This window comes from Demequina silvatica (assembly GCF_000971215.1).
Lineage (GTDB): Bacteria > Actinomycetota > Actinomycetes > Actinomycetales > Demequinaceae > Demequina > Demequina silvatica.
Genome location: NZ_BBMA01000003.1, coordinates 275076 through 301141, shown reverse-complemented (window position 1 = coordinate 301141; position 26066 = coordinate 275076). Strand labels below are relative to the sequence as shown.

The following is a 26066-nucleotide window of genomic DNA, read 5'->3' as shown; positions in this document are numbered from 1 at the left end:
CGGCATGCCCGTCGCCCTCCCGTCGATCGCCTTCTACGAGCCCCGCATCCCTGAGAACACCGGCAGCGCGATCCGGCTGTCCGCCGTCACCGGCGCGCCCCTGCGCCTGATCGAGCCGCTGGGGTTCGAGCTCGAGGACTCCAAGCTGCGCCGCGCCGGACTCGACTATCACGACCTCGCGACGGTGACCGTGCACCCGAGCCTCGACGCGATGCTCGACGAGCTGCCGGAGTCCCGCGTCTTCGCGTTCACGGCGCGCGCCGGCACCACCTACACGGAGGTCGAGTACCGCGCCGAGGACATCCTCATGTTCGGCCCCGAGCCCACGGGGCTGCCCGAGGAGGCGCTCGACCACCCGCGCGTGACCGAGTGGGTGCGGATCCCGATGCTGCCGGGCCGGCGGTCGCTCAACCTGTCGAATGCGGCGTCGATCGTCATCTACGAGGCGGCTCGCCAGCTGGGCTTCACCGACATGGAGTGAGCGGGGGTCAGATCCCCAGCTCGAGGAGGTCGCGCGGGTCCGGCTCCCCCGCCGCGCGCGCGAAGGCCTCCATCCCGAGGCGCACCGCCTCGCGGTCCTCGGGCGCGACCTCGGCGAGCACCTCGCGCAGGAGCGCGCGGCGCCGCTCGGTCACCGTGGTCACCAGCTCCGCGCCGGACTCGGACAGGCTGACGCGGACCTCGCGGCGGCTCTCGGGCGACTCGGCGCGCGTGATCCAACCGCCGTGCTGGAGGCGCTCGACGGTGCGCGTCAGCGTGGACGGGTGGATGCCGATGCGCTCCGCGAGGTCGCCCATGCGCAGCGATCCCTCGCCCGACAGCACCACGAGCACGCGGAACTGAGGCACCGTCACCTCGGAGAGGGCGGGCGCGAGCGAGCGGGCGACGATCCCGAGGAGGGCTCGCGAGGCGACCAGGGTCGCGGTGGTGGCGTCATCGTGCACGGTCCCACCGTAGCGCCGCGGCGACCGCGCCCGTGAGAACCAGGCACGACGTGGCGGCGCGCGCCGCGGATGCTAGCGTCTCCGTGACGAAAGGGACCCCCGCATGATGCCTCGCCTCCTGCCCGCCTGGACGGCAGCCGCCGTCGGCGCAGCCGTCACGCTCGCCGGCTGCACGCCGCTCGACTCGGACACGGAGCCCTCGGCGGACCCCTCGGCGGCGGCGAACCCGACCGTCTCGGCCATCGCGGAGGCGCCGGCGGGCACCCCCGACCCGTGCGACACCCTCACGCTCAAGCGGCTCAACAAGCTCGCGGGGCTCAAGATGGTCGACGGCGAGTTCAACTCGAGCCTGTCCTACGACGGCCGCAACATCTGCGAGTGGCACCCCCAGAACGACGAGCGCACCGAGCCGCGCGTGGTCGTCGAGATCAACTGGGAGTACCCGGACGCCGCCCGCCACCGCGAGCTCGCGGAGGCGCAGCTGGGCAAGACGTACACCGTCAAGAAGAACATCCCCGGCGCCGAGAACGCGTACACGCACCCCAGCCGCCGCACCATCGGCATGGAGGTCGACGGGAGCTTCGTCAAGGTGTCCTACATCCAGCCCGGCCGCAAGGAGGGCAAGGACATCACCCTCGAGCTCGCGCGCGAGGTCGCCGCGAGCCTCAACCCCCAGCCCGCGGAGGGCTGAGCCGCCCCACCCGACCCGGCCCGCGCATCGTCCCCGCGCCCCTACGGCGTGGGCGACTGCGCGTCGTACTCGCGCCACGCCCGCTGCGCGCGGGTGAGGATCGCGATGAGGGCGATGATGACGATCCCGCCCAGGAGCGGCGGGAACCACAGCGCGACCGCGGTCGCGAGGATCCCCGCGTACATGTCGCCGATGCGCGGCCCACCGGTGACCACCACCATGAACACGCCCTGGAGGCGGCCGCGCATCTGGTCGGGCGCCGCGGTGATGATCATGGTCTGGCGGAAGATCGCGCTGACCTCGTCGGACGCGCCCATGCCCGCCATCGCGAGCGCCATGAGGGCGAGCATCGACAGGTCGGTGCCGGACCAGCCGGGTCCGGCCGCGTGGTCGCCGTTCACGGCGAACAGCGTGACCACGCCGAACATCAGGGCGAACGCGCCGAACACCTGGATGGCGCGCGAGATCGCGATGCCGTGACGGTGGACGTGCGAGATGCGGCCGGAGAACAGGCTGGTGAGCAGCGTGCCGATCGCGCCGGCCGCGGTGAGCGCGCCCACCGTAAGGGACTCGCCGCCGACCACGGTCGCGCCGAGCGCCGGGAAGAGCACATAGGGGCGGCCGAACGTCATCGCGATGATGTCGACGATGAAGCTCATGCGGATGTTCGGCGCGTGCCGCAGGAAGGTGAGCCCCTCCTTGACCACGTGCCAGCCCGCGTCGACCTTCTCCCCCAGCCGCGGCAGCGGCGGAAGCATCCAGATCCCGAGGAATCCGGCGCTGAACAGCACCGCGTCGACCACGAACGTCCACGGCAGGCCCACGCCCGCCGCGAGCACGCCCGCGAGCGCGGGGCCCACGGTGACCATCGCGCCGAAGCTGATGCCGTTGAGGGCGGTGGCGCGACTGATGAGGTGCTCGGGCAGGATGCGCCCCACCACCGAGCCGCGCGCCGCGCTGCCCACCGTGGTCGCGACGGCGTTGACGGTGGTGACCAGGTAGAACGGCCACACCGGCGCGTGCTCGCCGCCGCCCTGGAGGTGCACGTCCCAGAAGGCGAGGGCGACCAGGGCCAGCGTCGAGGCCCAGGACACCAGGGACGATGCGATGAGCACCTTCCGACGGTCGAAGACGTCCGCGATCATGCCGCCCCACAGGCCGGCCACGATCATGGGCAGCAGCGAGATGCCTCCCACCAGGCCCACCATGAACGTGGAGCCCGTGATCTCGTGGATCTGGAGGCCCACCGCGACCTGGGTCATGAACGCGCCGATGCCGGACACCGCGCCGCCGATCCACAGGCGCGCGAACGCGGGGCTCGCCTTGAGCGGGGTGATGTCCACCAGGTGGCGCGACAGGCGGCGGCGGGCGACCTCGGGCTCGGCGGGCGCGGTCGCGGGGTCGGTGGTGCCCTGCTCGGGGTCGATCTGCTCGGTCACCGGTGGAGTCTAATGGCGAGCGCCGACACCGATTTGGCGACCGGGACCTGCGCGCGCTACCGTCCCTCCCGTGTTCACCTCGCTCATGACGACCGCCCGCGCGAACTTCGCTGCCCCGGCGCGCATGTGCATGCGAATGTGTTGACGCACCAGAGCTGAACCCCTCGCGACGCCGCGCCTTCCCTGACCCCGGGCCCCGACCCGGTAGCTGACGGCCGCCCCGCACCCCCTTCGCTCTCCCGCCGCGGGCCGCCGCCCCCTGCCCGGCGACGCCCGCGCGCACCCTCGCTCGCATCCCCACGGATCCACCGCGGATCCCGCTCGAAAGGCACGCGTTGATCACCGTCACCCACCTCGCCAAGGTCTACCGCCAGGCCGGCCGCGACATCCACGCCCTCGCCGGCGTGAGCCTCGACGTCCCGGCCGGCACGGTCCACGGCGTGATCGGCCCCTCCGGCGCGGGCAAGTCCACGCTGGTGCGATGCCTCGCGCTGCTCGACCACCCGACGTCCGGCACGGTCGAGATCGACGGCGTCGACCTCGCCTCGGTCCCCGCCGCGGAGCTGCGCCAGGCGCGCCGCCGCCTGGGCGTGGTGTTCCAGCATGCGAACCTGTTCGACTCGCGCACCGTGCTCGACAATGTGGCCTACCCGCTCGAGATCGCGGGCGTGGGCCGCCGCGAGCGCCGCGAGCGGGCGCTCGAGCTGCTGGGCCTGGTGGGCCTCGCGGAGGCGGCGGGCGCGCACCCGGCGCAGCTGTCGGGCGGCCAGCGCCAGCGCGTCGGGATCGCCCGCGCGCTCGCCACGGACCCCGACGTGCTCCTGTGCGACGAGCCCACCAGCGCGCTCGACCCCCGCACCACCGAGGAGATCCTCGACCTCATCCTGGGCCTCAAGGAGCGCCTGGGCCTCGCCGTGCTGGTCATCACCCACGAGATGTCCGTGGTCACCCGCATCTGCGACTCCGTGTCCCTCCTGGACTCCGGCCGGATAGTCGAGTCCGGCGCGATCGCGGACGTGGTCGCGGACTTCGGCAGCCGGCTCAGCGAGGCCCTGCTCGCCCTGCCGGGCGACGCCGCCGGCGGCGACGTCGACGTCCTCGACGCGGTGGACGATGCGCGGGTCCCGGCCCTCGACCAGGCCGCCGCGGCGCTGGGAGCCGCCCCGCGCATCGTCTCCGGGACCGTCGAGGCGTTCGGAGGGGTGACGTTCCATCGGCTGCGGCTCGCCGCGCCGCCCGGGGTGGCGCCTGACGCGCTGGTGCGCGCGCTCACCGACGCCGGCGCCCGCGCGCAGGAGGTGGCCCGATGAGCTGGATCGACTCCCTGCTGTCCAACCCCGCCATCACGGAGGCGCTGGGCCCCGCCGCCCTCGAGACCGCCCAGATGGTGGGCATCTCCGCCGTGTTCACGGTGGTGCTGGGCCTGCCGCTCGGCGTCGCGATGTTCGTCACGCAGCGCGGCGGCATGGCCGAGAACCGCGCGGTCAACGTGGTGCTGTCCGGCGTCATCGTCAACATCACCCGGTCCATCCCGTACGCGATCCTCATGCTCGCGCTCATCCCCGTGACCCGCGCGCTCGTGGGCACGTCGATCGGGCCGATCGCCGCCTCCGTGTCGCTCACCGTCGCGGCCGTGCCGTTCTTCGCCCGCCTGGTCGAGGCGTCGCTGCGCGAGGTCGACTCGGGCAAGGCCGACGCCGCGCACGCGATGGGCTCGACCCGCCGCCAGACCATCACGCGCGTCCTGCTGCCCGAGGCGCTCCCGTCGCTCATCGCGGGCGCCACCACCACCGTGGTCACGCTCATCGGCTACAGCGCGATGGCGGGCCTGGTGGGCGGCGGCGGCCTGGGCCGGCTCGCCTACAACTACGGCTACCAGCGGTATCAGCCCGAGGTGATGATCGTCGTCCTCGTGGTGCTGGTGCTGCTGGTCCAGGCGGTGCAGGCCATCGGCGACGCCCTGGTGCGTCGCACCGACCACCGCTGACTCCCTTCCTTTCCCACCCATCACAAGGAGAAACCCATGCGACTCACCCGCACCCCCCTCGCCACCGCCGCGTTCGCCGGCCTCGCGACCCTCACCCTCGCCGCGTGCAGCGCGGACGCGTCCGACTCCGCGTCGTCGGCGGCCGCCGAGGGCGACGTCACCACCGTCACCGTGGGCGCGAGCCCCATCCCGCACGCGCAGATCCTCGAGTTCATCGACTCCGAGCTCGCGGCGGATGCCGGGATCGACCTCGAGATCGTCGAGTTCGACGACTACGTCCTGCCCAACGAGGCCCTCGCCTCGGGCGAGCTCGACGCCAACTACTTCCAGCACGTGCCGTACCTCGACTCGCAGATCGCGGACAAGGGCTACGAATTCGAGCACGGCGCGGGCGTCCACATCGAGCCCTACGCGGCGTTCTCGAACACCTACGCCTCGCTCGACGAGCTGCCCGACGGCGCGACCATCGCCATCACCAACGACGTCGCGAACCAGCTGCGCGGCCTGCGCCTGCTCGAGTCCGCCGGCCTGCTGGTCGACGTCGCGGACGACTCCTCCGTGATCAACCTCACCGACGAGCAGAACCCGCACGGCTTCACCTTCGTGGAGAACCAGCCCGAGGTGATCGTGCAGCAGATCGAGGACCCCGCGATCGACCTCGCGTTCGTCAACGGCAACTTCATCCTCCAGGCCGGCCTGTCCACCGACGACGCGCTCCTGGTCGAGGAGGTCGAGGGCAACCCGAACGCGAACATCCTGGTGTGGCGCTCGGACAACACCAACACCGGCGTCGAGGTGCTCGAGGAGCTCCTCCACTCCCCCGAGGTTGCGGACTTCATCCGCGAGACCTGGCCGTCCGGGGACGTCCTCCCGGGCGCCTGAGCCGTACGCCACGGGACGATGCGCGGGTCGGGTGACCCGCGCATCGTCCCGTTCGCGCGTGCCGGCGCGCGCGCCGTGCGTCGGAGGGGCGTGACACAATCGCGCCATGCCAGGTACCAACCTCACGCGCGTCGAGGCCCAGGCCCGCGCCGCCATCGTCGACGTCGACACCTACACGGTCAACCTCGACCTCACCTCATCGGACACCACGTTCCGTTCGATCTCGACCGTGCGCTTCACCGCCACCCCTGGTGAGAGCACGTTCATCGACCTCATCGCCCCCGAGGTGCTGAGCATCACCCTCAACGGCGAGGAGCTCGACCCGGCCACGCACTTCGCGGACTCCCGCGTGACACTGCCGAACCTCGCGGCCGACAACGAGCTCACCGTCGTCGCCGACTGCGCCTACATGAACACGGGTGAGGGCCTCCACCGGTTCGTGGACCCCGAGGACGGCGAGGTGTACCTGTACTCGCAGTTCGAGGTCGCCGACACCCGCCGCGTCTACGCGGTGTTCGAGCAGCCCGACCTCAAGGCCTCGTTCTCCTTCACGGTGACCGCGCCCGAGCACTGGCACGTGCTGTCGAACTCGCCCTCCTCCAAGGAGGCCGCCGAGGGCTCGATCGAGATCGCCGGCACCGTGCGCGGCACGGCCACCTGGACGTTCTCCCCCACCACGCGCATCCCCTGCTACGTCACCGCGATCGTCGCGGGCCCGTACCACGAGGTCGAGGGCACCGTGGAGTCGCGCAAGGGCACGCTGCAGGCCAACGTGTACTGCCGCAAGGGCCTCGCGCCGTTCCTCGACGCGGACGTCATCCTCGACGACACCCAGAAGGGCTTCGCCTTCTACGAGGAGAAGTTCGAGACGGACTACCCGTTCGAGAAGTACGACCAGATCTTCGTGCCCGAGTTCAACGCGGGCGCCATGGAGAACGCGGGCTGCGTCACGTTCCTCGAGGACTACGTGTTCCGCTCCAAGACCGCGCAGGCGCGCGTCGAGCGCCGCACCGTCACCGTGCTGCACGAGCTCGCCCACATGTGGTTCGGCGACCTCGTCACCATGAAGTGGTGGAACGACCTGTGGCTGAACGAGTCGTTCGCCGAGTTCGCGTCGACCCTCGCGACCGCGGAGGTCACCCGGTACAAGAACAGCTGGGTCACGTTCAACGCGCTCGAGAAGTCGTGGGCCTACCGCCAGGACCAGCTGCCCTCGACGCACCCGATCATGGCCGACATCCGCGACCTCGAGGACGTCGAGGTCAACTTCGACGGCATCACGTACGCCAAGGGCGCGTCCGTGCTGCGCCAGCTGGTCGCGTGGGTGGGCCAGGACGAGTTCTTCACCGGCGTCGCCGAGTACATGCGCAAGCACCACCACTCCAACGCGACGCTCGCCGACCTGCTCGCCGAGCTCGAGAAGGCCTCGGGCCGCGACCTGTCCGGCTGGTCCGACGTGTGGCTCCAGAAGGCGGGCGTCACCACGCTCCGTCCGGTCGTCGAGACGGACGATGCGGGGGTCATCACCTCGTTCGCGGTCGCCCAGGAGGTCCCGGCCGAGTGGCCGACCCAGCGTCCGCACCGCCTCCGCATCGGCGGCTACGACCTCGCGGTCGACGCCGAGGGCGACGAGGTGCTCGCGCAGACCTTCTCCGTCGAGGTCGACATCGACGGCGCGCTGACGCCGATCGACGCGCTCGTCGGGCGCCGGCGTCCCGCGCTCATCCTGGTCAACGACGGCGACCTCGCCTACGCGAAGGTGCGCCTCGACGAGGCGTCGCTCGCGACCGCGGTCGAGCACGTGTCGAAGTTCACCGACCCGCTGGCCCGCTCCATGGTGCTCGCCGCGGCGTGGGACATGGCCCGCGACTCGGAGATGCCCGCACGCCAGTACGTCGACCTCGTGCTGAAGAACATCGGCCACGAGACCGAGTCGACCACGGTGCTGGTGCTCCTGCGCCAGCTCGCGACCACCCTCGCGGTGTACGTGCACCCGTCGCACACCGACGAGGTGCAGGCCGCGGCCGCGCGCGAGATCTGGCAGCTCGTCATGGCGGCCGAGCCCGGCTCGGACAGCCAGCTCCAGTTCGTCAAGGCGTTCGCGTCGCTGGCGTGCGTGGACTCGATGTTCGACACCGTCCAGGCGCTGGTCGACGGCAAGCTCCAGCTCGAGGGCCTCGCCATCGACACCGACCTCACGTGGGACCTCATCATCTCGCTCGTCGCCGGCGGCCGCGCCGGAGACGTCGCGATCGAGCTCCAGCTGAGCAACGACGCGACCGCGTCGGGCGAGCGCCGCGCCGCGCACGCCCGCGCCGCGATCGCGACCGCCGAGGCCAAGCGGGCCGCCTTCGACGCGCTCATCAACGCGGAGAAGGACCTGCCGAACGCCCTCCAGTACGAGACCATCGCAGGCTTCAACCACGCCCACGACCTCGGCCTCCTCGTGCCGTTCGTGGACGAGTACTTCGACGCCCTGCGCCGCATCTACTCGACCAAGACCAACGAGATCGCCGCGAACCTCATCGAGGGCCTGTACCCGGTCGAGCTCGCGGGCCGCGTGCCGGACCTGCAGGACAAGGCCTTCGCGTGGCTCGAGGCCAACCCTGACGCGCACGACGCGCTCAAGCGCCTGGTGCGCGAGGGCTCGGACGGCGTGCGGCGTGCGCTGCGCGCGCAGGCGGCGGACCTGGCCTACCGGGGCTGAGCGGGGCGCGCCCCGAGCGGCCTCCCTACGCGCGCCCCACCACACGCGCGCTATGGGGAAGCGACCGACGCTTCTGATAGATCCGGGTCTCCCATGGGGAACTGATCGACGGACGGCCGTCGCGGAGAGATCCGCGGCGGACGTTCTGCGTCAGGGCCCGCGCCGCGTCGCTCAGCTCCCCATGGCGCGCCGGGACTATGCGGAAGCGACGCTCATCACCCCATAGCGCGCGGGGGGCGAGCGCGCGCGAGGGGCGAGCGGACTGCCAGACTTGAGTCATGCCAGGTCTGAACCTCACCAAGCAGGAGGCCGCGGAACGCTTCGCGACCGTCCCGCACGCCCGCTACGCGATCACCCTCGACTTCACCGGCGCAGGCGACACCTTCCGCTCCGACACCACGGTGACGTTCGACGCGACGCCAGGGTCGACCACGTTCATCGAGGCGACCGGCGCGAGCATCGACCTCATCGAGCTCAACGGCGAGCCCCTCAGCCCCGAGGCCCACCGCGACGGCCGCATCGAGCTCGCGAACCTCGACAGCACCAACACCCTCCGCGTCGCGGGCGACTTCCGCTACCGCAACGACGGCCAGGGCATCCACCGGTTCGTCGACCCCGCGGACGGCGAGGTCTACCTCTACAGTCAGTTCGCCGCCAACGACACGCGCGCGGCGTTCGCGTGCTTCGACCAGCCCGACATCAAGGGCGAGTTCTCCTTCACGGTCACGGTCCCCGCGCACTGGTCCGTGGTGTCCAACTCCCCCACCCCGGAGCCCGAGACCCACGACGACGGCACCGCGACCTGGGCCTTCGCCCCCACGGTCGCGATCCCGAGCTACGGCGCCGCGATCATCGCCGGACCGTACGCGTACCACGAGGGCGAGCTGCACGGCGTGAACGGCCCCATCCCCGCCCGCGTCTACGGCCGCCCCAGCCTCGAGCAGCACTTCGACGGCGACCGGGTGCTCGCGGACACGCAGGCCGGCGTCGAGCTGTACGAGCGCGTGTTCCAGACCCCGTACCCGTACGACAAGTACGACCAGATCTACGTCCCCCAGTACAACCTGGGCGCGATGGAGAACATCGGCTGCGTCACCATCTCCGAGGACCGGCTGCTGTTCCGCGGCCGCGCGACGGCCGCGGAGCTCGAGTTCCGCACCGTGGTGGTGCTGCACGAGCTCGCGCACATGTGGTTCGGCAACCTCGTCACCATGAAGTGGTGGGACGACCTGTGGCTCAACGAGTCCTTCGCCGAGTTCGTGGGCACGTGGGCGGCCGCGGAGATCTCCGAGTGGAAGGACTCGTGGGTGACGTTCGCCGCGGACCGCAAGTCCGTCGCCTACGTCCAGGACCAGCTGCCGACCACGCACGCGATCGTCACCGAGGTGCCCGACACCGAGGCCACCGTCTCCGCGTTCGACATGATCACCTACGCGAAGGGCGCCTCCGCCCTCAAGCAGCTCGCGCAGTACGTGGGCGAGGACGCGTTCTTCGGCGGCGTCGCCACCTACCTGCAGCGCTACCACCACGGCAACGCGACGCTCGCGGAGTTCCTGGCCGAGGTGGAGCAGGCGGCGGGTCGCTCGCTCGCCGACTGGGCCGAGGTGTGGCTCGAGACGCCCGGCGTCACCACCCTGCGCGCCGTCATCGCGGTGGACGATGCGGGGGCCCTGACCCGCCTCGCCGTCGCCGAGGACGTGCCGGCCGAGCATCCCGTTCCCCGCCCGCACCACGTCGAGATCGCGGGCTACGCGCTGCGCGACGGCGCGTTCGTGCGCGACTGGTCCGTCGCGGCGATGGTGGGCGGCGAGCTCGCGGAGATCCCGGAGGCCGCCGGGCGCGCGCGTCCCGACCTGCTCCTGGTCAACGACCGCGACCTCACGTACGCGAAGCTCCACCTCGACGAGGTCTCGCTCGCGACCCTCGAGGGGCACATCGGCGCGGTCGAGGACCCCATGATGCAGGCCACGGTGCTCGACGCCCTGTGGCACATGACGCGCGACGGCTCGCTGCCCGCGCAGCGCTACATCGACGCGGTCCTCACGCTGCTGCCGCACGTGCGCAACTCGGCGACGGCGCGCTCGCACGTGGACCTCATGGTCGTGGCGCTGCGCCGCTACCTCGCGCCGGAGGCGGTCGCGGACGTCACCGCGGCGGCCGCGGAGCGCCTGTGGACGTCGCTCGCCGCCGCGGAGCACGGCTCCGACATCCAGCTGCAGCTGCTCAAGGGCTACGCGCAGGTCGCGTCGACCACGGAGCAGGCGCTGCGCCTGCGCGCGCTGGTCGAGGACTCCGCGGAGATCCCCGGCGTCACGGTCGACTCCGACCTCACGTGGGACCTGCTGGGCGGGCTCGCGGCGGCCGGCGGGATCGGCCTCGAGGAGGTCGACCACTACGCATCGCTCGACGTGTCCGCCGCCGGCCAGCGCCGCGCCGCGGGCGTGCGGGCGGCGATCGCGACCGTCGACGCCAAGCGCGCCGCCTGGGACGCGCTCGCGCGCCCCGCCGACGGACCCGCGATCAACGCCGTCCAGTTCGAGATGGCCGCCGGCCTCGCCCGCGCCGTGGACCCGGCGCTGCTCGCTCCCCTGCTCGACGACCTGCTGGCGAGCCTGCGCGGCTACTACGGCGCCAACGCCGGGTTCGTGGGCGCCCGCGTCGCTCGCCTGGTGCTGCCGGTCGCGCTCGCCGGCCGCGTCGACGGCCTCGCCGGCCGGCTCGAGTCCTGGCTCGCGGACAACGGCGATGCCCCGAGCGTGCTGCGCAAGGTGGTGGTCGAGGGCCTCGACCACGTGCGCCGCGCCCAGGTCGCGCAGGCCGTGAGCCGCATGGCGACCCCCGCCTGAGGTGGGACGGGACGATGCGGCGGCCGCCGCATCGTCCCCCGTCACCCGGGCGGGTGGCTAGGAGCGCGCGCTCTTGATCGCGCGGAACAGGCGCCGCACGCGCGGGTGCTCGAACAGGTCGTCGAGCAGGACGGGGACCCCGTTGCCGTCGGTGACCGGGATGCACCAGTTCGGGTACTCGGTGTCGGTGCCGGGCATGTTCTGCGCGCGCCGCTCGCCCACCGCGTCCGTCACGGAGATGCCGGTGAGCAGCGCGGGGCTGTCGAGCACCCAGCGGTGGAGTCCCGCGATGAGGTCCTCCTCGTTGTAGTCCTCGAGGATCCAGCCGCGCTCGAGCATGACGTCGATGAAGGCCTGGCGCTCGCGCTCCGCCTCGGCCTGGGCGTCCTCGACGCTGCCGCCGCCGAGCATCCCCAGCTCCGCGCGCAGGCGCACGTGCTCGCCGGCGAGGTAGGCGCCGGTGGGCGGGAGGTCGTGCGTGGTGACGGCGGCGAGCGTGTCCGGGCGGTAGTGCTCGGGCAGGCGCGGCGAGCCGTCGTCGTGGCGCTCGAACCACGTGATGGAGGTGCCGAGCAGGCCACGCTCGTGGAGGTAGTCGCGCACCCACGGCTCGACGGTGCCCAGGTCCTCGCCGATCACGATCGCGCCGGCGCGCTCGGCCTCGAGCGCGATGATCCCGATGAGCGCCTCGTGGTCCACGTAGACGTAGACGCCGTCGACGGGGATGTGGCCCTGCGGGACCCACCACTGGCGGAACATGCCGAGCACGTGGTCGATGCGCAGCGCGCCGGCGTTGCGGACGGCGGCGCGGACCATGTCGCGGAACGGCAGGTACGCGGCGGCCTCGAGCGCTCGGGGCTGCCACGGCGGGATCGACCAGTCCTGGCCGAGCGCGTTGTAGAAGTCCGGCGGGGCGCCCATGCTCATGCCCTGCGCGAGGACGCGCTGGTAGGACCAGGCGTCGGCGCCCTCGGGGTGGACGCCCACCGCGAGGTCCATCATCACGCCGATGCTCATGCCGGCACGGGTGGCGGTGGACTGCGCGTGGGCCAGCTGCTCCTCGCAGATCCACTGCAGCCACGCGTAGTAGAGGACGCGGTCGGCGTGCTCGTCGCGCCAGCGCGCGACCGCGGGGGCGGCGGGCGACTCGAGCTCGGCGGGCCAGGGCAGGCCGCGGTGCGCCTCCGCGATCGCGCACCACGTCGCGAAGTCCTCGAGCGCCGCGCCCTCGCGCAGGCAGAACGCCTCGAACAGCGCCTCGCGGCCGGCGGAGCGCGGCGCGCGGAACACCTCCTCGAGCGCGGCGGACTTGAGGCGCCAGATCGCGTTGCGGTCGAGCAGCTCGTCGGTGTCGTTGGTGCGCTGCGGGCGCTCGGCCTCCCAGGCGAGCACGGCGCGCTGCTGCGACGGCAGGTAGGCCACCTCGGGGATGTCCTCCACGCGGATGTACAGCGGGGACATGTAGCGCTTCGAGGTGGGCAGGTAGGGCGAGTTGGCGATCGGGGCGACCGGCTCGGTGGCGTGGAGCGGGTTGATGAGCACGAAGTCGGCGTCGCCGCGCGCCTTGCCCAGCGCGCACAGGTCCGCAAGGTCGGCGAGGTCGCCGATCCCCCACGAGCGCTCGGAGCGCAGCGAGTACAGCTGGAGCGTGAGGCCCCATGGACGGCGCGCGGTCACGTCCTCGGGCAGCGTCACGCGCGGCGGGGTCACCACCACGTAGCCGCGGGCCTTGCGTCCGGTGGTCTCGCCCTCGACCACGTGCCAGCCGAGCGGCAGGTCGCCCGGGACCTCGAACGTCGCGCGGCCCAGGGTGCGGCCGCCCACCTCGCGCGGCGGCACCCAGCGGTCCAGCTGCGCGAGGTCGCGCGTCGCCCCGGACTCGAGGCGGAGGGTCACGGACACGGGGTCGCCGTCCACCACGTGGGCGGGGATCTCGCGCGGCTGGCCCGCGCGCACCACGGTGACGGGCGGCACCAGGCGCGACCACTCCTGATCCTCGAGATCGGCGAGCGCGTCCTCGCAGGCGCGGTCGGAGGAGGCGTCGAGCCCCATCGCGGTGAGCGCGGCGCGGATGGCCGCGGCGGAGCAGTGGACCTGGGTTCCGTCGATGGCGAAGTACTCGACCGAGACGCCGCACGCGCGCGCGAGTGCGACGAGGGCCTCGGACGGGGTCTCGCGGTCGACCTCCGGCGCATCGATCACACCGTCATCCTGCCAGATGCGAGGGTGGATAGGGCGAGCGCCGCGCGCTCGCTACTCTGTTGGAGTGCTGAACCTCGCGACCTCGCCCGAGCCCTCCCCCTCGCCGACGCTCGAAGGGCCGGCCGGCGACGTCCAGAATCTCTGGGAGGACCTCACCTCCGACACCAGCGGACAGTTCCTGGGGCTCGGCATCGCGATCCTGCTGCTCGTGATCGCGTGGTTCGTGGGCCGGGCCGTCATCCGGGGCATCGTGCTCGGCATCGAGAAGGGCACGCCGCTCGACGGCCGCGCCCGCCGCGCGCTGCGCAAGGCGAAGATCAAGGTCGCGGAGCCCGACACCATGGAGCTCCGTCTCGAGGGCGAGCGGCGGCGCCAGCGCGCCAAGACCATCGGCCGGGTGCTCAACTCCACGCTGCTCGTGGTGCTGATCGCCATCGGCGTCACCACGTTGCTGTCGATGATCGGCGTGCCGGTCGCGCCGCTGCTCGCCTCGGCCGGTGTGGTGGGCGTGGCGCTCGGCTTCGGCGCGCAGTCGCTGGTCAAGGACGTGCTCAGCGGCGTGTTCATGCTGCTGGAGGACCAGTACGGCGTGGGCGACGTGGTCAACCTGGGGGAGGCGACCGGCTCGGTCGAGGAGGTCGGGCTGCGCTGCACCAGGCTCCGGTCGCTCGACGGCACCGTCTGGTACGTGCCCAACGGGGAGATCACCCGCGTGGGCAACATGACCCGCATGTGGTCGCGCGCCCTGGTCGAGGTGCGCTTCGCGTACGACACCGACATCGAGGCGGCGCGCGAGGCCATGATCGACGCGGTCAAGGCCGCGCAGGAGAAGCACAAGAAGGTCGCCGCCGCGATCCTGGGCGAGGCCGAGGTCGCCGGCATCGAGTCGCTCGAGTACAACGCGGTGATGCTGCGCCTGCTGGTGCAGACCAACCCCTCCGCGCAGTGGGACGTCCAGCGCGAGGTCCGTCACGAGATGCGCCGGATCTTCGCCGAGCGCGGCATCGAGCTCGCGGTCCCCGGCGAGGCCATGGTGGTGGACTCCGGATCCGGGCGTCGCGCGCTGCACGACACGCCGCGCCCCGCAGGCGACGAGCAGCCCGTCGACCAGGACGGCCGCCCGCTGCCCCCGGCCAACGACGCGGAGGACGAGTGAGCACCCCCGGCATGAACGTGGGCGCCGGACCCGCGCAGGAGCAGGGCCAGTCCTTCTTCGACGCGGTGGGAGGCCACGCGACGTTCGACGCGATCGTGCGGGCGTTCTACGAGGGCGTCGCGGCGGACCCGGTGCTGCGACCCATGTACCCGGAGCAGGACATGGAGGGCGCGATCGAGCGCCTCACGCTGTTCCTCGAGCAGTACTGGGGCGGGCCCACCACGTACTCCGAGCAGCGCGGGCACCCGCGGCTGCGCATGCGGCACATGCCGTTCACGGTCAACCCCGACGCGCGCGACCGGTGGATCGCCCACATGCGCGAGGCCGTCGCGCGCCAGAACCTGGCGCCGCTGCACGCCGTGACCCTGATGGACTACCTCGAGCGCGCGGCGCATTCGATGGTCAACACGTTCGACGCCACCGAGGAGGCCTGATGCCCGCGATCGAGGACACATGGGCGGAGTCCGCCCTGCGCGAGGGCCTCGCCTGCCTGGACCTGCGCCGCTCCGGCGACACGAGCTTCGAGGGCGACTCGCTGCCCATGCCCGGCGGCCGCGTGTTCGGCGGCCAGGTGCTCGCCCAGGCCCTGCTCGCGGCGGGCGCGACGGTCCCCGAGGACCGCTTCGCGCACTCGCTCCACGGCTACTTCCTGCGCGCCGGCGACGCCGCGCACCCCATCCAGTTCGAGGTCGAGGTCCTGCGCGACGGCCGCTCGTTCTCCGCGCGCCGCACGCATGCGCTGCAGGACGGCCGGCCCATCCTGTCGATGATCACGTCCTTCCAGATCGAGCAGGAGGGTCCCGAGCACGCCGTCACCATGCCCGAGGTCCCCGGCCCCGACACCGTGGTCTCCGGCATCGACGTGCTCGCCCCGTTCGCCGGCCACCCGGCCGCGGACTTCTGGCTGACCAAGGCGCCGTTCGACGTGCGCCACGTCGAGGGCTCGCTGTTCCTGGGCCCCGACAAGCGCCCCAAGCAGTACCAGACGGCGTGGATGAAGCTCCGCGGCCCCATCGACGGCTCGGACCTCATGCACCGCGCGCTGCTCGCGTTCGGCTCCGACCAGGTGATGCTCGAGCCCCTGCTGCGCCGCCACGGAGCCTCCTGGGTGACGCCCGACATCTCCTTCGCGAGCCTCGACCACGCCATGTGGTGGCACCGTCCGGCGCGCGCCGACGAGTGGCTCCTCTTTGTCCAGGACTCCCCCACCGCCCAGGGCGGCCGGGGCCTCACGGGCACGTGGATCTTCTCCGAGGACGGCCGGCTGGTCGCGTCGGCGGCCCAGGAGGGCATGATCCGGCTGTAGCCGCACCTGCGGTACCAGGGACGATGCGCGGGTTGCGCATCGTCCCTTGCATGCGGGCAATTATTTCGATTCGGTAACGAAGCGCGTCCCGATTGGACAGGACGTGGGTCCCGGTTGTTACGGTCGCAGGGCCGTTCCCACTGGCAAGCGCCGGTCAAGGGAACGCCAATGACCAGCCAAAGGCCTCCTGGCGCGCCCCTCCCCGGGGGTGCCGCGCCGGAGTGTTAGTAGCGGCGCTCCGGCGCTGCCCGGCGGGCCCGTGATTGCCGTCCGACGGCTGCGAGTCCCCTCGCTAGCCGAGGCCCTTGCGCACCTGAGAAGACCCAGGAGCTGAGGACCATGAACGACCACACGACCGCCCTGCGCGCCGACGGCCTGTACAAGGTGTTCGGGCGCCACGCCGACGAGGCGGTGATCAGGCTGCACCAGGGCACCCCGCGCGACCAGCTGGGCCACGGCACCACCGCGGCCGTCATCGACGCCTCCTTCGAGGTGCGCCGCGGCGAGATCTTCGTGGTGATGGGGCTGTCCGGTTCGGGCAAGTCGACCCTGATCCGCATGCTCAACGGCCTGCACGAGGCCACCGCCGGGACCGTCGAGATCGGCGGCGAGCGCATCACCGGCATCGCCCCCAAGCGGCTGCGCGAGATCCGCCGCCAGCGGGTGTCGATGGTGTTCCAGCACTTCGCCCTGCTGCCCCACCGCACCGTCCTCGACAACGTCGCGTACGGGCTCGAGATCCAGGGCGTCGCAAGGCCCGAACGCGACGCGCGGGCCCGCGAGGTCACCCAGATCGTGGGGCTCGCCGGCTGGGAGGACAAGCTCCCCGGCCAGCTGTCGGGCGGCATGCAGCAGCGCGTGGGCCTCGCCCGCGCCCTCGCCGCCGACACCGACGTGCTCCTCATGGACGAGGCCTTCTCCGCGCTCGACCCGCTGATCCGCCGTGAGATGCAGGAGCAGCTGCTCGAGCTGCAGGCGACGCTGGGCAAGACCATCGTCTTCATCACGCACGACCTCAACGAGGCCATGTTCCTTGGCGACAGGATCGCGGTCATGCGCGACGGGCGGATCGTCCAGGTGGGCACGCCCGAGGAGATCCTCACGGATCCCGCGAACGAGTACGTCGAGCAGTTCGTGCAGGACGTCGACCGCACGCGCGTCCTCACCGCCGAGTCGGTGATGCGCAAGCCCCGCGCGGTGGTCCATCCGGCGGCCGGCGCGCATGGCGCGCTCCAGGCGATGCGCGACGAGCAGCTCTCCGCCGTCTACGTCACCCAGCGCGACCGCACGTTGGTGGGCTGGGTGTCGGACCGCGACGCGCTCGACGCCGTCCGGCGAGGCGAGCGTTCGCTCGACGGGATCGTGCGGCCCGACCACGGCGCCGTCGCGCACGACACCCCGCTCGCCGAGCTGTTCATCCCCGCGCTCGAGGCGCAGCTCCCGCTGGGCGTCACCGACTCGCGCGGCCGGCTGGTGGGCGTGGTGCCCCGCGTCACGCTGCTCGCCACGCTCGGCGGCGAGCCCGGGGCCGACGCCCAGGCCTCCCCCCGCCCCGACCCGCTACCGGCCGCCGTGGTCGACCGCGCCCTGGAGGCCGCCGTCGACTCGGGCGCCCTCGACGCCGAGGAGGCCATCTGATGGACGTCCGCATCCCCTTCGGCAGTTGGGTCGAGTCCGGCCTGGACTGGATCGAGCACAACCTCGAGTGGCTGTTCGACCTGCTCGCCGCCGTCTACGTGGCGCTGTACGACGCGGTGGTGTGGGTGGTCGGCACGCCGCCCGCCATCGTCGTGATCACGGTCCTCGCCCTGCTCGCGCTCGCCGTGCGCGGCTGGAGGTTCGGTCTCGGCACCGCGCTGGGCCTGCTGTTCATCGTGGGCGTCGACCAGTGGGACAACGCCATGGAGACGCTCGCGCTCGTGGTGGTCGCCGCGTTCCTCGCCATCGTGGTCGCGGTGCCGCTGGGCATCTGGGCCGCGCGCAGCGACCGCGTCTCCGCGGTCATCAAGCCCGTCATGGACTTCCTGCAGACCATGCCGGCGTTCGTCTACCTCATCCCCGCCATCGGGCTGTTCGGCATCGGTGTCGCCCCCGGCATCTTCGCCACCGTGCTGTTCGCGCTCGCGCCCGGCGTGCGGCTCACCGAGCTGGGCATCCGCGGCGTCGACCGCGAGGTGGTCGAGGCGGGCCAGGCCTTCGGCTCCACGCCGGGCCGCATCCTGCGCCAGATCCAGCTGCCGCTCGCGATGCCGTCGATCATGGCCGGCGTCAACCAGGTGATCATGCTCTCGCTGTCGATGGTGGTCATCGCCGGCATGGTGGGTGCGGGCGGCCTGGGCGGCGACGTCACCAAGTCGCTGTCCGCGCTCGACACCGCGCTGGGCTTCGAGGCCGGCCTGTCCGTGGTGATCCTCGCGATCATCCTCGACCGCTTCACCGGCGCGTTCGGCACGAAGCGCGGCCTGCACCTGTTCCGGCGACTGCGCGCCCGCGGGACCTCGGACGCGGCGGCGACCGCCGCATCGTCCCCCGGCGCCTCCTCGCCCACCGCGGACCGCGAGGCCGTCGCGGCCTGACAGACCTGGCGGCTTCCGCGGAAGCCGCACGCACCCCGCCCCGACCGATGGGCGGCCGGTGCTCACGGCGTGGGGAGACTCCCCGCGTCGGGAAAGGAAACACCCATCATGAAGATGCGCTCCTTCGCGCCCTTCGCCCTGGCGGCCGGCGCGGGCCTCGTGCTCGCGGGCTGCTCCTCCTCCGAGGCCGACTCCGACGCGGCCGCGTCGGGTGACGCCGCGACCGGCGGCGAGCTCACGCTCGGCGTGTTCAACGGCTGGGACGAGTCGGTCGCCTCGTCGCTGCTGTGGCAGGCGATCCTCGAGGACCAGGGCTACGACGTCACCCTCGAGTACGCGGACCCCGCACCCACCTTCCAGGCGCTCGCCGACGGCGACTACGACCTGGTCACCGACGTGTGGCTGCCCGCCACCCACGCCGACTACCTCGAGAAGTTCGGCGACGACATCGAGGAGCTGGGCGCCTGGTTCGACAGCGCGGCCCTCACCGTCGCCGTGAACGCGGACGCCCCCATCGACTCGCTCGCGGACCTCGCGGAGCACGCCGACGAGTTCGACAACACCATCGTGGGGATCGAGCCCGGCGCCGGCCTCACCGGCGCGGTCGAGGGCGCGATCCCGGTGTACGGCCTGGAGGGCATGGACTTCGTGACCTCGTCGACGCCGGCGATGCTCGCCGAGCTCGACTCGGCGATGGCGGACGGCGAGAACATCATCGTGACGCTGTGGGAGCCGCACTGGGCCTACGGCGCGTACGACCTCAAGAACCTCGAGGACCCCGAGGGCACCCTGGGCGACGCGGAGTCGATCTCCACGTACTCCCGCGCGGGGCTCGGCGAGGACTTCCCCGAGGTCGCGCAGTGGCTGGCGGACTTCACCATGGACGCCGAGCTGCTCTACGACCTCGAGAACCAGCTCCTGGCCGCGGGGTCCGAGTCGGACTACGAGTCCGTGGTCCACGCGTGGGTCGCCGAGAACCAGGAGTGGGTGGACTCGCTCACGGCGTAGACGCTGGTCGCCGCGCGAGCGCCGGTCGCCCCGTCGGGGTGGCCGGCGCTCGCGCGTACCGCCGCCCACCAGAGTTGGTAGGACTTGGTCGGTTCTGAGAGGTTGGTGCGCGCCAGTGGTACGTGGTTGTCGGTCAGCGCCTGCGGAACACCACCGGCTCGTCGAGGTGCGGGCTCCACGCCTCGCGCTCGGCGTCGGTGAGGCGGCGCGGGCGCTGGCTCTGCGAATCGATGAGCACCAGCGTGGTGGCGGCGCGCGCGTACAGCACCGGCGCCGGGTCGCCCGTCGGGGACCACACCTCGTAGCAGATCTCGATGCTCGCTCCCCCGAGCCTGCCGATCCACAGCTGCACGTCCAGCGGCCGGCGCAGGTACGGGATGGGCTCGAGGTACTCGATCTGCTGCGCGGCGATCAGCGTGATCGTCTCCGCGTCGGGGCCGCCCGCGATGAGGGCGGTGTGGGGGACGTCGTGCTCCTCGGCGGCGGACCGGTCCGCCCAGAACACCCGGATGCGGGCCTCCTCGAGCAGGCGGAGCATCTCCGCGTTGTTGACGTGGCCGTAGGCGTCGAGGTCCGACCACCGCAGCGTGATCGGGACGTGGATGCGGGTCATGCCTCTCACGCTAGCGCGGTCGGGTGGGACGACATCGCCCCCGCACCTCGACCGAGGTACGGGGGCGACATTCAACTACCACTGCGAGTCGGAGAACTCGGGAAAGCGGCGATGATCTGCCAACTGCGCGGCGGGTGTCAGTCGCGCGTGAGCTTGCGGTAGGTGACGCGGTGCGGGCGGGCGGCGTCCGCACCGAGGCGCTCGACCTTGTTGGCCTCGTAGGACTCGAAGTTGCCCTCGAACCAGAACCACTTGGCGGGGTCCTCCTCGGTGCCCTCGTACGCGAGGATGTGCGTCGCGACGCGGTCGAGGAACCAGCGGTCGTGCGAGACCACCACGGCGCAGCCGGGGAACTCGAGCAGCGCGTTCTCCAGCGAGCCGAGCGTCTCGACGTCGAGGTCGTTGGTCGGCTCGTCGAGCAGCAGGACGTTGCCGCCCTCCTTGAGCGTGAGCGCCAGGTTGAGGCGGTTGCGCTCACCGCCCGACAGGATGCCGGCGGCCTTCTGCTGGTCCGGGCCCTTGAAGCCGAACGCGCTCACGTACGCGCGCGACGGCATCTCGACCTTGCCGACGTTGATGTAGTCGAGGCCGTCCGAGACGACCTCCCACAGCGACTTCTTGGGGTCGATGCCGCCGCGGCTCTGGTCCACGTAGGACACCTGGACGGTCTCGCCGACCTTGAGCTCGCCGTCGTCGAGCGGCTCGAGGCCCACGATGGTCTTGAACAGCGTGGTCTTGCCGACGCCGTTGGGGCCGATGACGCCCACGATGCCGTTGCGCGGCAGCGAGAAGCTGAGGCCGTCGATGAGCGTGCGGTCGCCGAAGCCCTTCTTGAGGTTCTTCGCCTCGATGACCGTCGAGCCCAGGCGCGGGCCCGGCGGGATCTGGATCTCCTCGAAGTCGAGCTTCCTGGTGCGCTCCGCCTCCGCGGCCATCTCCTCGTAGCGGGCGAGGCGCGCCTTCGACTTGGTCTGGCGGCCCTTGGCGTTGGACCGCACCCACTCGAGCTCCTCCTTGAGGCGCTTGGCGAGCTTCGCGTCCTTCTTGCCCTGGACCTGGAGGCGCTCCTGCTTCTTCTCGAGGTAGGTCGAGTAGTTGCCCTCGTACGGGTACAGGCGGCCGCGGTCGACCTCGCAGATCCACTCCGCGACGTGGTCGAGGAAGTAGCGGTCGTGCGTGACGGCGAGCACGGCGCCGGGGTACTTGGCGAGGTGCTGCTCGAGCCACAGCACCGACTCGGCGTCGAGGTGGTTGGTGGGCTCGTCGAGGAGCAGCAGGTCGGGCTTCTCGAGCAGCAGCTTGCACAGCGCGACGCGACGTCGCTCACCGCCGGAGAGCACCTTGACGTCGGCGTCCGGCGGCGGGCAGCGCAGCGCGTCCATCGCCTGCTCGAGCTGCGCGTCGAGGTCCCACGCGTTCGCGTGGTCGAGCTCCTCCTGGAGCGTGCCCATCTCCGCGAGGAGGGTGTCGAAGTCCGCGTCCGGGCTGGCCATCTCCTCGGAGATCGCGTTGAAGCGCTCGAGCTTGGTGTAGATCTCACCCACGCCCTCGCGGACGTTGCCGATGACGTCCTTGTCCTCGTTGAGCGGCGGCTCCTGCATGAGGATGCCCACCGAGTAGCCGGGGCTCAGGCGCGCCTCGCCGTTCGAGGGCTGCTCGATGCCGGCCATGATCTTGAGGATGGTCGACTTACCTGCGCCGTTGGGACCCACCACGCCGATCTTCGCGCCCGGGTAGAACGCCATGGTGACGTCATCGAGGATGACCTTGTCACCGTGCGCCTTGCGCGCCTTCTGCATGGTGTAGATGAACTCTGCCACTGCTGCTCCGTCACTTGTCCTGTGCGGGCGCGCGGGCGCCCGGATGCCGCCCCCTAGCCTACGGGAGGACCATGGGGCGGCGCGGTCGGGCGGCCCCGCGCGGCCGGCTCAGGCCACGGTGGCCGGCTCCTCCTCGTCCGCGTACGCGCCGGGCGACCCGTCCTCGTCCGGCGGCGCGGTCTCGAACGCGGACGCGTCGATCCCGGAGGCGTCCGAGGAGTCCGCCTCGCCGCCGTGCGAGGCCGCGATGGCGCTCGCGGCGGGGCTGACGTCCGCCTCGGTGAGCGTCGCGTCGCCCGTCGCGCGCGCGAACTCCTTGACCATGCCGCGGGTGCAGTCGGGTCCGACCGCGCTCGCGTCGATGATGTGGTCGACGCGCGGACCGTCCTTGGCCTCCCAGGTGCTGGTCCGCAGGCGGCCGGTCACGACCACCGGCATGCCCTTCTTGATGGACTTCTCCACGGTGACGGCCGCGGAGCGGAACGTCCTCACGGTGAACCACTCGGTGACCCCGTCGACCCACGCGTTCTTGTCGCGGTCGAAGTACCGCGGCGTCGACGCGAGCCGGAATGACGTGAGCGCGAGGTCGCCCTGCCCCACGAACAGCTTGGCGTCCGACGCGGCCCACCCCGACACGGTGATGATCAGCTCGTTCATGCTCTCCTCCCTGCGCCGCACGGTGCGGCTCCTCCCAGGGTGGGACGGGAGGGAGGGACGATGCGCGGGCCGGCTGAGATCCGTGGACAACCGGCACGTGCGGAGGGGCTGGGGACATCGGTGGTCCCGGGCCCTCAACCGTCGCGGTGCCTGCGCTCCTGCTCGCGCTCCACGGGCGCCCAGATGTCGGCGGGCAGCGGCTCCTCGGGAACCTCCACCGCCTCCGGCACCCCGGCGACGCCGGCCGCGGACCCGGCCACCGCATCGTCCCCCCGCTCGGGCACCCCGGCGGGCGCGGCGGCGCGCGCGATCACGGTGAGCTCGTCGAGGTTGCGGTACGCCTGGTGGATGAGCTGCGTCGGGCGCACCATCCCCGGCTCGAGCGCCGCGGCGATGGCCTCGCGCCCGAGGCGCAGCATGTCCGCGCGCACCGCGCCGGCACGCGCACGCCGGCGCCCGAACGGGGCATGCCTGGCCTCGGGCCACGCGACGCCGCCGAGCGCACGGTCGAGCAGCGTGGTGAGCTCGTCCGCGGGGGCGACGGCCTCGCCGATCACGATCCGCCACTGCACCGGCAGGCCCTCCGAGGCGGCATCGATCCAGTCGAGCCGCTCGCGGTCGACCACCTCGAGGCGCAGGGGCTCCTGCACGGGCACGCTCGCGCCGCGCCCCGAGACCACCGCGGCGGCGGCATCGGCACGCGCGTCCACGCCGGCGGCCTTCGCGAGCGCCGCCGCGATCTCTGCGACGTCCGGAAGCACGGGCTCGGCGTCGCGCGCGAGCGCCCGCTCGAGCGTGCGGCCCGCGTCGACCAGGTCCGCGGCGACGGCGTCGGCCGCGACGGACCGCGCCTGCACGGCGCCCTCGAGCTCGGCGCGCAGCACGTCGACGCCCTGACCGGTGCGCGCGCTCAGCGGCATGACGGGAACGGCATGCATGCCGTCCTCGGCGAGCAGGCGCTGCAGGTCGCGCGCGACCTCCCAGCCGTCCTCGGTCGACAGCCGGTCCACGTGGTTGAGCACCACCAGCGACGGCTGGCCGGACGCGGACGCCTGGCGCAGGTAGCCCTCGTGGATGGCGTTGTCGGCGTACTTCTGGGGGTCCACGACCCACAGCAGCAGGTCCACCTGCGGCACGATCCTGTCGACCACGGCGCGGTGCTCGGGGTTGACGGAGTCGTGGTCGGGCAGGTCGAGCAGCACCAGGCCCGCGAAGGCAGGGGCGGGTGCCGCGCCGGGAGCGTCGTCGCGTCGCAGGCGACGCTCGGGCAGCACCCCGATCCAGTCGAGCAGCGCGTCCGCGCTGTCGGGCCCCCACACGGCGGCGCTCGCGTCGGCGGTGGTGGGACGCGCGACGCCGGGCACCGCGAAGTCGACGCCCGCGAGCGCGTTGAACAAGGTGGACTTGCCCGAGCCGGTGCCGCCCGCGAGCGCCACCACGGTCCAGTCGATGCCCAGGCGCATGCGCTCGTCGCACCGGTCGACGGCGGCGTGGAGCTCGTCGCGGATGGGAGCGGGGATGGCCTCCCGCGCCCAGTCGAGCGAGGACCGGAGCCGGTCCACGCGCTCGCGCAGCACCGTGGTCTCGTCGTGCGGCGGGACGGCGTCGAAGCTCACGCTCACAGCAGCCCCCTCAGCTCGGCGCGACGCAGGCGGATCTTCGCGGACGAGTCGGGCATGAGCGACGGGATGTCGGTGGGGCGCATCATGTCGAGCGACTCGCGGTTGACGCAGTGCCGGCGCGCGGCGTCGAGCGCGACGCGCGCCTCGTCCACCGCCGCCCCCACCGCCTGCGGCGACGTGAGGATCATGAGCGCGGTGCGCGCCTCCTCGATGCCGAGCGCGGCGCTCGCGAGGGCCGTGGTGAGGCCCGGCTCCCCGATCACCTGGATGCCGGTCTCGACGCCGGGCAGCTGGAGCACGATCTCCTGGCAGCGGTGCGCCCAACGGCGCGACGCGTCGGCGGCCTGCCGCTCGCGCGCCTGGCGCGCGTCGCGCGGGTCGCGCCGTTCGGCGAGCCACGGCCCCACGCCGGTCTCGGCGCGCCGGAGCGCGTCCTCCATCGCGTCCGCGACGGACGATGCGGCGAAGACCAGGCGCGATTCCACCGCTTCCAGCAGGTCGCGGTAGATCGCGTGGAGGACCTCGTCGCGCTGCTCGCGGGCGTGTCCGCGGCGCACCCACATGCTGTTGCGGAGCTTGAACAGCGCGCCGCCGTCCGCGGCGGCCTGCTGCCAGCGCGCGGTGAGCGCGCCCGTGGGGATGGTCTCCCACCAGCGGTCGCCGCCCTCGTGCGCGACCTGCGCGGCGGCGCGGCGCACCTCGGAGCGGACGTCCTTGGCGGCGGCGGACTGGTCGTCCATCGCCTCGGCGAGGGTCTCGAGCCACTCCTTGAGCGACTCGGCGGCGCCGTGCAGCGTGCGCTCGACGATGGTGGTCGCGGAGGCTGCCGCGACCGAGTCGAGCCAGCGGCCCAGGCCGCCGACCACGTCGCGCGGCACGATCGCCTGGCGGTTGGGCGCCTCCGGGATCACGAAGAGCGGCAGCGCCTCGAGGTGCTCGCTCGCGAGGCGGGAGACCAGCTCGCGGCGCACCTGCGCGGCGACGTCGACGGTGACACGGTTGAGCACCACCGCGATCGAGGCGCCGCGGTCCGCGCCGGCGCGCAGCGCCTCCCACGGCACCGCGTCGCCGTAGCGGGCGGCGGTGGTGACGAAGATCCACAGGTCCGCGGCCTCGAGCATCGTGTGCGCGATGTCGCGGTTCTCGCCGCTGATGGAGTCCAGGTCCGGCGAGTCCACGAGCGCGAGGCCGCGCGGCACGGCCTCCGTGGCGATCACCTTGCACCGCTGCGCGACGTCGGACAGCACCGACGTGTCGAGCGGGTGGTGGAACAGATGCGGCACGCGGGTGGTGGGACGCAGCACGCCCGATGGGGTGAGGTCCTCCCCCACCAGCGCGTTCACCACGGTCGACTTGCCCGCGCCGGTGGACCCGGCGACCACCACGATCGCCGGCGACGCCTCCTCGCGCACGCGCGGGATGAGGTGGTGGTCCAGCTGGTCGAGCATGCGCCGGATGGTGACGCGTGCGTCCTCCACGCCGGCGACGGGGAGGGGCAGCTGGACGCCGGCGACGACCTTGCGGGTGTCGACCAGGGCATCGAGCAGGTTGCCGGGGTACGACCACGTCTTGATGGGTCGCAGGCTCATGCGACGACGCACCCGTTCCGG

At 72.3% G+C, this 26066-nt stretch carries 21 protein-coding genes; 13 read left to right on the top strand and 8 right to left on the bottom strand.

Annotation, left to right across the window (positions count from 1 at the left end):
- Positions 1 to 4: 4 nt before the first annotated feature.
- Positions 5 to 481, top strand: a complete 477-nt coding sequence (locus tag AOM05_RS05350; protein WP_062520072.1) for a tRNA (cytidine(34)-2'-O)-methyltransferase — start codon at positions 5 to 7, stop codon at positions 479 to 481.
- A 7-nt stretch (positions 482 to 488) separates the two neighbouring features.
- Here the strand turns inward: AOM05_RS05350 and AOM05_RS05345 are convergent, their stop codons facing one another.
- Complete coding sequence (locus AOM05_RS05345; RefSeq protein ID WP_062520071.1) at positions 489 to 944, bottom strand: MarR family winged helix-turn-helix transcriptional regulator; 456 nt, start codon at positions 942 to 944, stop codon at positions 489 to 491.
- 103 nt (positions 945 to 1047) lie between these two features.
- Between AOM05_RS05345 and AOM05_RS05340 the strand changes: the two genes are divergently transcribed.
- Positions 1048 to 1635: a DUF3558 domain-containing protein gene (locus AOM05_RS05340; RefSeq protein ID WP_062520069.1), complete on the top strand. Its 588-nt coding sequence runs from the start codon at positions 1048 to 1050 to the stop codon at positions 1633 to 1635.
- Positions 1636 to 1676: 41 nt separating this feature from the next.
- On the opposite strand, the gene AOM05_RS05335 is transcribed toward AOM05_RS05340, so the two are convergent.
- Entirely contained in the window at positions 1677 to 3074 is a 1398-nt protein-coding gene (locus AOM05_RS05335; protein WP_228373219.1) for an MFS transporter, read from the bottom strand.
- A 335-nt stretch (positions 3075 to 3409) separates the two neighbouring features.
- Here AOM05_RS05335 and AOM05_RS05330 point away from each other — a divergent pair, with 335 nt between their 5' ends.
- The 5 genes from AOM05_RS05330 to pepN (AOM05_RS05310) all read left to right on the top strand — a co-directional run bounded on the left by AOM05_RS05330 (position 3410) and on the right by pepN (AOM05_RS05310) (position 11496).
- A complete protein-coding gene (locus AOM05_RS05330) occupies positions 3410 to 4384 on the top strand; it encodes a methionine ABC transporter ATP-binding protein (protein WP_062520068.1) in 975 nt (324 codons plus the stop codon).
- Positions 4381 to 5061: a methionine ABC transporter permease gene (locus AOM05_RS05325; RefSeq protein ID WP_062520066.1), complete on the top strand. Its 681-nt coding sequence runs from the start codon at positions 4381 to 4383 to the stop codon at positions 5059 to 5061. The genes AOM05_RS05330 and AOM05_RS05325 overlap by 4 nt, the downstream gene beginning before the upstream one ends.
- 36 nt (positions 5062 to 5097) lie before the next feature.
- A complete protein-coding gene (locus AOM05_RS05320; protein ID WP_062520064.1) occupies positions 5098 to 5943 on the top strand; it encodes a MetQ/NlpA family ABC transporter substrate-binding protein in 846 nt (281 codons plus the stop codon).
- Positions 5944 to 6049: 106 nt separating this feature from the next.
- Positions 6050 to 8650 carry an aminopeptidase N gene (gene pepN / locus AOM05_RS05315; protein WP_062520062.1) on the top strand — a complete coding sequence of 867 codons (2601 nt, stop codon included), beginning with the start codon at positions 6050 to 6052 and terminating at the stop codon, positions 8648 to 8650.
- 278 nt (positions 8651 to 8928) lie between these two features.
- Positions 8929 to 11496 (top strand): aminopeptidase N, encoded by a 2568-nt coding sequence (gene pepN, locus AOM05_RS05310; protein ID WP_062520060.1) that lies wholly within the window; start codon positions 8929 to 8931, stop codon positions 11494 to 11496.
- Between the two features lie 57 nt (positions 11497 to 11553).
- Here the strand turns inward: pepN (AOM05_RS05310) and malQ are convergent, their stop codons facing one another.
- Positions 11554 to 13698: a 4-alpha-glucanotransferase gene (malQ, locus tag AOM05_RS05305; protein ID WP_062520058.1), complete on the bottom strand. Its 2145-nt coding sequence runs from the start codon at positions 13696 to 13698 to the stop codon at positions 11554 to 11556.
- Positions 13699 to 13762: 64 nt separating this feature from the next.
- Between malQ and AOM05_RS05300 the strand changes: the two genes are divergently transcribed.
- From AOM05_RS05300 to AOM05_RS05275, 6 genes are all read left to right on the top strand, one after another.
- The gene (locus tag AOM05_RS05300; protein ID WP_062520057.1) at positions 13763 to 14854 is read left to right on the top strand and encodes a mechanosensitive ion channel family protein; all 1092 of its coding nucleotides are present in this window, start codon (positions 13763 to 13765) and stop codon (positions 14852 to 14854) included.
- An 11-nt stretch (positions 14855 to 14865) separates the two neighbouring features.
- On the top strand, positions 14866 to 15288 hold the full coding sequence (locus AOM05_RS05295) for a globin (RefSeq protein ID WP_062520055.1): 423 nt from the start codon (positions 14866 to 14868) through the stop codon (positions 15286 to 15288).
- On the top strand, positions 15288 to 16160 hold the full coding sequence (locus AOM05_RS05290) for an acyl-CoA thioesterase (protein WP_062520053.1): 873 nt from the start codon (positions 15288 to 15290) through the stop codon (positions 16158 to 16160). The genes AOM05_RS05295 and AOM05_RS05290 overlap by 1 nt, the downstream gene beginning before the upstream one ends.
- A 339-nt stretch (positions 16161 to 16499) precedes the next feature.
- A complete protein-coding gene (locus tag AOM05_RS05285; protein WP_062520051.1) occupies positions 16500 to 17798 on the top strand; it encodes a quaternary amine ABC transporter ATP-binding protein in 1299 nt (432 codons plus the stop codon).
- Positions 17798 to 18736 (top strand): ABC transporter permease, encoded by a 939-nt coding sequence (locus tag AOM05_RS05280; RefSeq protein ID WP_156165046.1) that lies wholly within the window; start codon positions 17798 to 17800, stop codon positions 18734 to 18736. The genes AOM05_RS05285 and AOM05_RS05280 overlap by 1 nt, the downstream gene beginning before the upstream one ends.
- 108 nt (positions 18737 to 18844) lie before the next feature.
- Positions 18845 to 19744, top strand: coding sequence for a glycine betaine ABC transporter substrate-binding protein (locus AOM05_RS05275; protein WP_062520046.1), 900 nt, complete (start codon positions 18845 to 18847; stop codon positions 19742 to 19744).
- Positions 19745 to 19877: 133 nt separating this feature from the next.
- Here the strand turns inward: AOM05_RS05275 and AOM05_RS05270 are convergent, their stop codons facing one another.
- The 5 genes from AOM05_RS05270 to AOM05_RS05250 all read right to left on the bottom strand — a co-directional run bounded on the left by AOM05_RS05270 (position 19878) and on the right by AOM05_RS05250 (position 26045).
- Positions 19878 to 20357, bottom strand: a complete 480-nt coding sequence (locus AOM05_RS05270; protein ID WP_062520043.1) for an acyl-CoA thioesterase — start codon at positions 20355 to 20357, stop codon at positions 19878 to 19880.
- Positions 20358 to 20494: 137 nt separating this feature from the next.
- Positions 20495 to 22177: an energy-dependent translational throttle protein EttA gene (ettA, locus tag AOM05_RS05265; RefSeq protein ID WP_062520041.1), complete on the bottom strand. Its 1683-nt coding sequence runs from the start codon at positions 22175 to 22177 to the stop codon at positions 20495 to 20497.
- 108 nt (positions 22178 to 22285) lie between these two features.
- On the bottom strand, positions 22286 to 22834 hold the full coding sequence (locus AOM05_RS05260; RefSeq protein ID WP_062520039.1) for a single-stranded DNA-binding protein: 549 nt from the start codon (positions 22832 to 22834) through the stop codon (positions 22286 to 22288).
- 134 nt (positions 22835 to 22968) lie between these two features.
- Positions 22969 to 24456: a GTPase gene (locus AOM05_RS05255; RefSeq protein WP_062520037.1), complete on the bottom strand. Its 1488-nt coding sequence runs from the start codon at positions 24454 to 24456 to the stop codon at positions 22969 to 22971.
- Positions 24453 to 26045, bottom strand: coding sequence for a dynamin family protein (locus AOM05_RS05250; RefSeq protein WP_062520035.1), 1593 nt, complete (start codon positions 26043 to 26045; stop codon positions 24453 to 24455). Before AOM05_RS05250 ends, AOM05_RS05255 begins: the two co-directional genes overlap by 4 nt.
- Between the last annotated feature and the right edge of the window lie 21 nt (positions 26046 to 26066).